Annotated in this window: 3 protein-coding genes; 1 reads left to right on the top strand and 2 read right to left on the bottom strand. The window is 68.3% G+C overall.

Features of this window, described 5'->3' with window-relative positions; genetic code table 11:
* Positions 1 to 782 precede the first annotated feature (782 nt).
* On the top strand, positions 783 to 1,700 hold the full coding sequence (locus ACFVFQ_RS38370) for a DMT family transporter (protein WP_383425326.1): 918 nt from the start codon (positions 783 to 785) through the stop codon (positions 1,698 to 1,700).
* Between the two features lie 156 nt (positions 1,701 to 1,856).
* Here ACFVFQ_RS38370 and ACFVFQ_RS38375 read toward each other — a convergent pair whose 3' ends face one another.
* Positions 1,857 to 2,399 carry a hypothetical protein gene (locus tag ACFVFQ_RS38375; protein ID WP_383425328.1) on the bottom strand — a complete coding sequence of 181 codons (543 nt, stop codon included), beginning with the start codon at positions 2,397 to 2,399 and terminating at the stop codon, positions 1,857 to 1,859.
* Positions 2,400 to 2,776: 377 nt separating this feature from the next.
* Positions 2,777 to 3,835 (bottom strand): LCP family protein, encoded by a 1,059-nt coding sequence (locus ACFVFQ_RS38380; protein ID WP_383425330.1) that lies wholly within the window; start codon positions 3,833 to 3,835, stop codon positions 2,777 to 2,779.
* Positions 3,836 to 4,040 lie beyond the last annotated feature (205 nt).

Below are 4,040 nucleotides of genomic sequence, written 5' to 3' on the forward strand. Positions count from 1 at the left end.
GGGACGTGAGACATCCCGCTCAACAGTCCGAGAGCCTCGCCTGTTACGGGCCACCAACCATCCCCCGATCAGTGGCCGAGTTGAAGAAGTTCAGTCAGACCGTGGCCGGACACCGGGCCGGCGGCACACCCGAGCGGGCCAGCCCCAAGGGGCGGCAGGAACCTCACGAGCCATCCGACCCAGCGGCCTACGGCACGCGACGAGCGGCCAACCCGACCGCGCACCGCTACAGCCAATACAAGTCGGGAACCTCAGACCGATGTGTGGTCATCTTGGTGCCCTGGTCCCAGGCAAGGTTGCACCGCCAGGCGACGGGCCGGGCGGAAGAGCGTGGTGAGGCGCCGTCATGGCGTTCCTTTCCATCCCCTCTGTGCGTGGAGGGTTTCGTTAGGTAGCCGATCGCCACATGTTCCCACCGGCTCGCGGAGCTCCGCGGCTCCTGGGCCGCGTCCGCGTGGAACGGCCACGGTGTCAGGACCGGTGAGGGGCGACCGGGCGCGACCGTACGCCGGGACGAGCCGCCGGGGCCGGGGGTCGAGGGGGAGTCCGGGGCGGCGGTGCAACCGGCGGCGGCGAGGGAGGCGGCGGCCAGTGCGGTGGTGAGGAGGGGCGAGATGCGACGCACGGTCTCACGGTGGGGGACGGGCCGCGGGGGGCCAAGCGACGCGCCGGGCGGTCACGCGGACGAACGACAGGCGCCGGCCCCGGCCGGTCCGTGCCGGGCGGCCCGGCCCGGCTCCGGTTAGCGTCGAGTCGACGTCGGGCGAGGGAGAGGCGGGCGCGTGGCGATCTGGGCGGCCGTCGTGTTCGCGGTGCTCGCGGCGGTGAGCAACGCGCTGTCCACCGTGCTCCAGCGCCGCGCGGCGCGCACCGTGCCGGTCTCCCCGCGGCTCCGGTTCGGGCTGATCGTCGATCTGTTGCACCGCGCGGTGTGGCTCGCGGGGATGCTGATGGTGTTGCCGGCCGCCGCGTTCCAGGCCCTGGCGCTGTTGATGGGCCCGCTGTCGGTGGTCCAGCCGATCTTCGTGCTGGAGCTCCCGTTGGCGCTGCTCATTGCTCGGGTGTTGCTGCGCGGGCCGGTGCCGGCACGGATCTCGCGGCGGGGCTGGATCGGGGTGGGGCTGCTGGTCCTGGGGCTGGCGACGGCGCTGGGCGCGGCCGCGCCCATGGGTGGCCGCGACCACGCGCCGTTGAGTCGTTGGGTGCCCGCGCTGATCGTCTGCGTCTCGGTGATCTGTGTGACGGTCGGCGCGGGGTTGCGGCGTGGGGCCGGCAGCGTCCGCGCCGCCTGCTTCGGGGCGGCTACCGCGGTCGGCTACGCGCTCACCGCCGCGCTGCTCAAGGACGCCACGCACAGTTGGCAGCGCGGCGGCCCGGCCGAGTTCTTCACGTCCTGGCAGAGCTACGGCTTCGCCCTTACCGGCGTGCTGGCCCTCTTCATGATGGAGAACGCCATGCAGTCCGGGCCGTTGACCGCCTCCCAGCCGGTGCTCACCCTGGGGGACGCGCTGATCAGCCTGTCCCTGGGGGTCACGCTCTTCAACGAGCAGGTCCGGGCCGGTTGGTGGCTGATCCTGGAGGCGGTGGGCGTCGGCCTCGTTCTGTGGGGTGCGGTGCTGCTCTCCCAGGTGTCGCTCGCCCGCGACCTGGCGACTGGTCAGGCCGGGGAACCGTTGCCCCGGCCACCACGCCGCGGTTGACCGGTCGCCCCGCGTACGGGGGGCGAGGACTGACGTCATCAGCCGCCGGGCGGTGCCGGTGCTGTCGGCCGGGACGGTCCACAGGTCCGAGCCGTAGTCGCCCGGCAGCGCGTAGACGAGGGTGTGGAGTCGGACCAGAGGGCCTGGTCGTTGATGCTACGGCGCCTGGCCGTGGCGGTCTTCGCATGCTGGCGAGGTCGAGGATGCACAGCCGCCAGGGGGCGTCCGGAGAGGCGCCGTAGGCGCGCTCCTTGTACGCGATGCGGGTGCCGTCGAGGGAGAGTGGGCGCATTCGACGTTGGGGTGGGTGGTGAGGGTGCGGTCGCCGCGGACGAGGTAGGCGTGACCGGCAGTGGCGAGGGTGGAGTGGAAGCGGGTGTCTTCGAGGAAGGTAACGCCCGAGATATTGAGGTCCGAGGGGTGGTACGGATGGCCATCCTTGATGACGGTGTGTGCCTCCAGATTGTCATCCAAAGCCCAGGTGCAGGTGTCGGCGAGCGCGGTGCGGATGGAGAAGGCGATGCCCGCGTACGAGTCGCCGCTGACGAAGGCGGTCCAGGCGACCGCGTGGCCGGAGGGGGAGACCCGGGCCCGGGGCGGGGTGCCGGACGCGAGGAAGTGGTGCCGTGTGCGGAGGTGGGAGTCGAGCACCGCCGCCCGGTAGTTGTCGTCAGCGCGCAGCGCTCGGCTTGGAGACAAATGCCGGTGCTGACGGAGGCGTGGAAGCGCAGGCACCGCACGCCGGAGGCGGTGCGTGGGCGGTCGGGGCGGTTGGCCGGCACCGTGGCCAACTCGTCGCGGTGTGGGCCCCAGGCCAGGTTACCAGTAACTGCCGCGCGCCCGACGGGTGGAGGGTGACCATGCCGACGCGGACCGGTCGGCGGCCCGCAGCACCGCCGCGGTGCCGAGCGCCACATGACCACAGAGCCCGGCACCACACTCGAACACCACCAGTACATCCCAACCCACCGATCACACCAGCAACTTGACAACGCCTTTCAAAGGCAGGATGAAAGAGGTTCCATGACGACAGACTTAGAAACCATGCTCTGCTTCCTCTTGGTTTACGTCTTCTATCAGCGTATGACGCTGTCGGCCTGAGTGTTAGCGCCGTCGCCGTTCTTGAAGGTGGCCTCTGGGATTGGTTTGTCGTCGTGGAGGGCCTGCCAGAGCTGCTTGGCGGAGTCGAGTGGCATTACCCGGTTTTTGTCCTTGAGGTCGGTGCCGACCGGGAGCGTCACCATGTGTATGTCCTGTGACCCGATGTCCTTCAGGCCATTGGCGAAGGAGAGCAGTTTGTCGACGGAAGCTAGGTCGGAGTCGGTGACAAGCGCCTTGGTGGCGGTGTCGGCGAGTCCGTAGAGCTTGGCGGGATTGGTGAACAGGCCCACCGACTTCACCTGCTCAATCAGCGCCTTGATGAACGCCTGCTGGAGTTTGATCCTGCCCAGGTCGCTGCCGTCGCCTACACCATGCCGGGTCCGCACCAGGCCGAGGGCCTGCTCTCCGTTGAGCTTGTGCTTGCCTGCCGAGAGATGAAGGTGGCTCCAGCGGTCCTTGATCGGCTTGGTGGTGGTCACCTCGACTCCGCCGAGCTTGTCGATCAAGCGCTGGAAGCCTACGAAGTCGACCTCCAGGTAGTGGTCCATGCGGATGCCTGTCATGGCCTCGACGGTCTTGACGGTGCAGATGGCGCCGCCCACCGAATAGGCGTCGTTGAACTGGGCGCGCTGGACGGCCGGGCTGGTCTTGCCGTCGGGCGTTTTGCACTCCGGGCGGGGCACCATCGTGTCGCGTGGGATGGAAACAACGCTTGCCTGCTTGTGACCCGCGTAGAGGTGGAGGAGCATCGCAGTGTCGGAGCGGGCGCCTCCCACATCTTTGCCGTACTTGCTGTTGGAGCCGGCCCTAGAGTCGGAGCCCACGACGAGGATGTCCATCGAACCGTTGTCGACGTTGGCGGGGCGGTCCCCGAGTGCGGCGTTGATGTCCACGCTCTGCAGATTGCTGGTTAGCTTGTAGTAGACGAAGCCTAGGGTGGAACCGCCGAGCACCACGAGGGACGCGGCCGCCCAGAGGGTTATTCGCCAGCCCCTGCGGCGACTGGATGGCTTGCGGTGGCGACTTTTACCCATGAACCCTCTGCATCTCTTCCTATGTCCCGATCTCTCCCTGTCAGACGGCGAGATACGACATAAGGTTGCATAGAAGGCGTGATGAGTATCATGTGTGCGATAAACCGCTAATGAGCTTCTTCAGCGGTGCTGCTCCAGGGTGAGGACCGCTTTGGTCATTGACGTCAGTCGGTTGGGGCTGCAGCGGGCTCGGCGGAAGAGCCGC

It is taken from the genome of Streptomyces sp. NPDC057743 (genome assembly GCF_042798755.1).
Lineage (GTDB): Bacteria > Actinomycetota > Actinomycetes > Streptomycetales > Streptomycetaceae > Streptomyces.

What these genes read in the sequence shown, in the direction of transcription:
- ACFVFQ_RS38380 (WP_383425330.1), bottom strand. Translation starts at nt 3,835, where the DNA reads ATGGGTAAAAGTCGCCACCGCAAGCCATCCAGTCGCCGCAGGGGCTGG.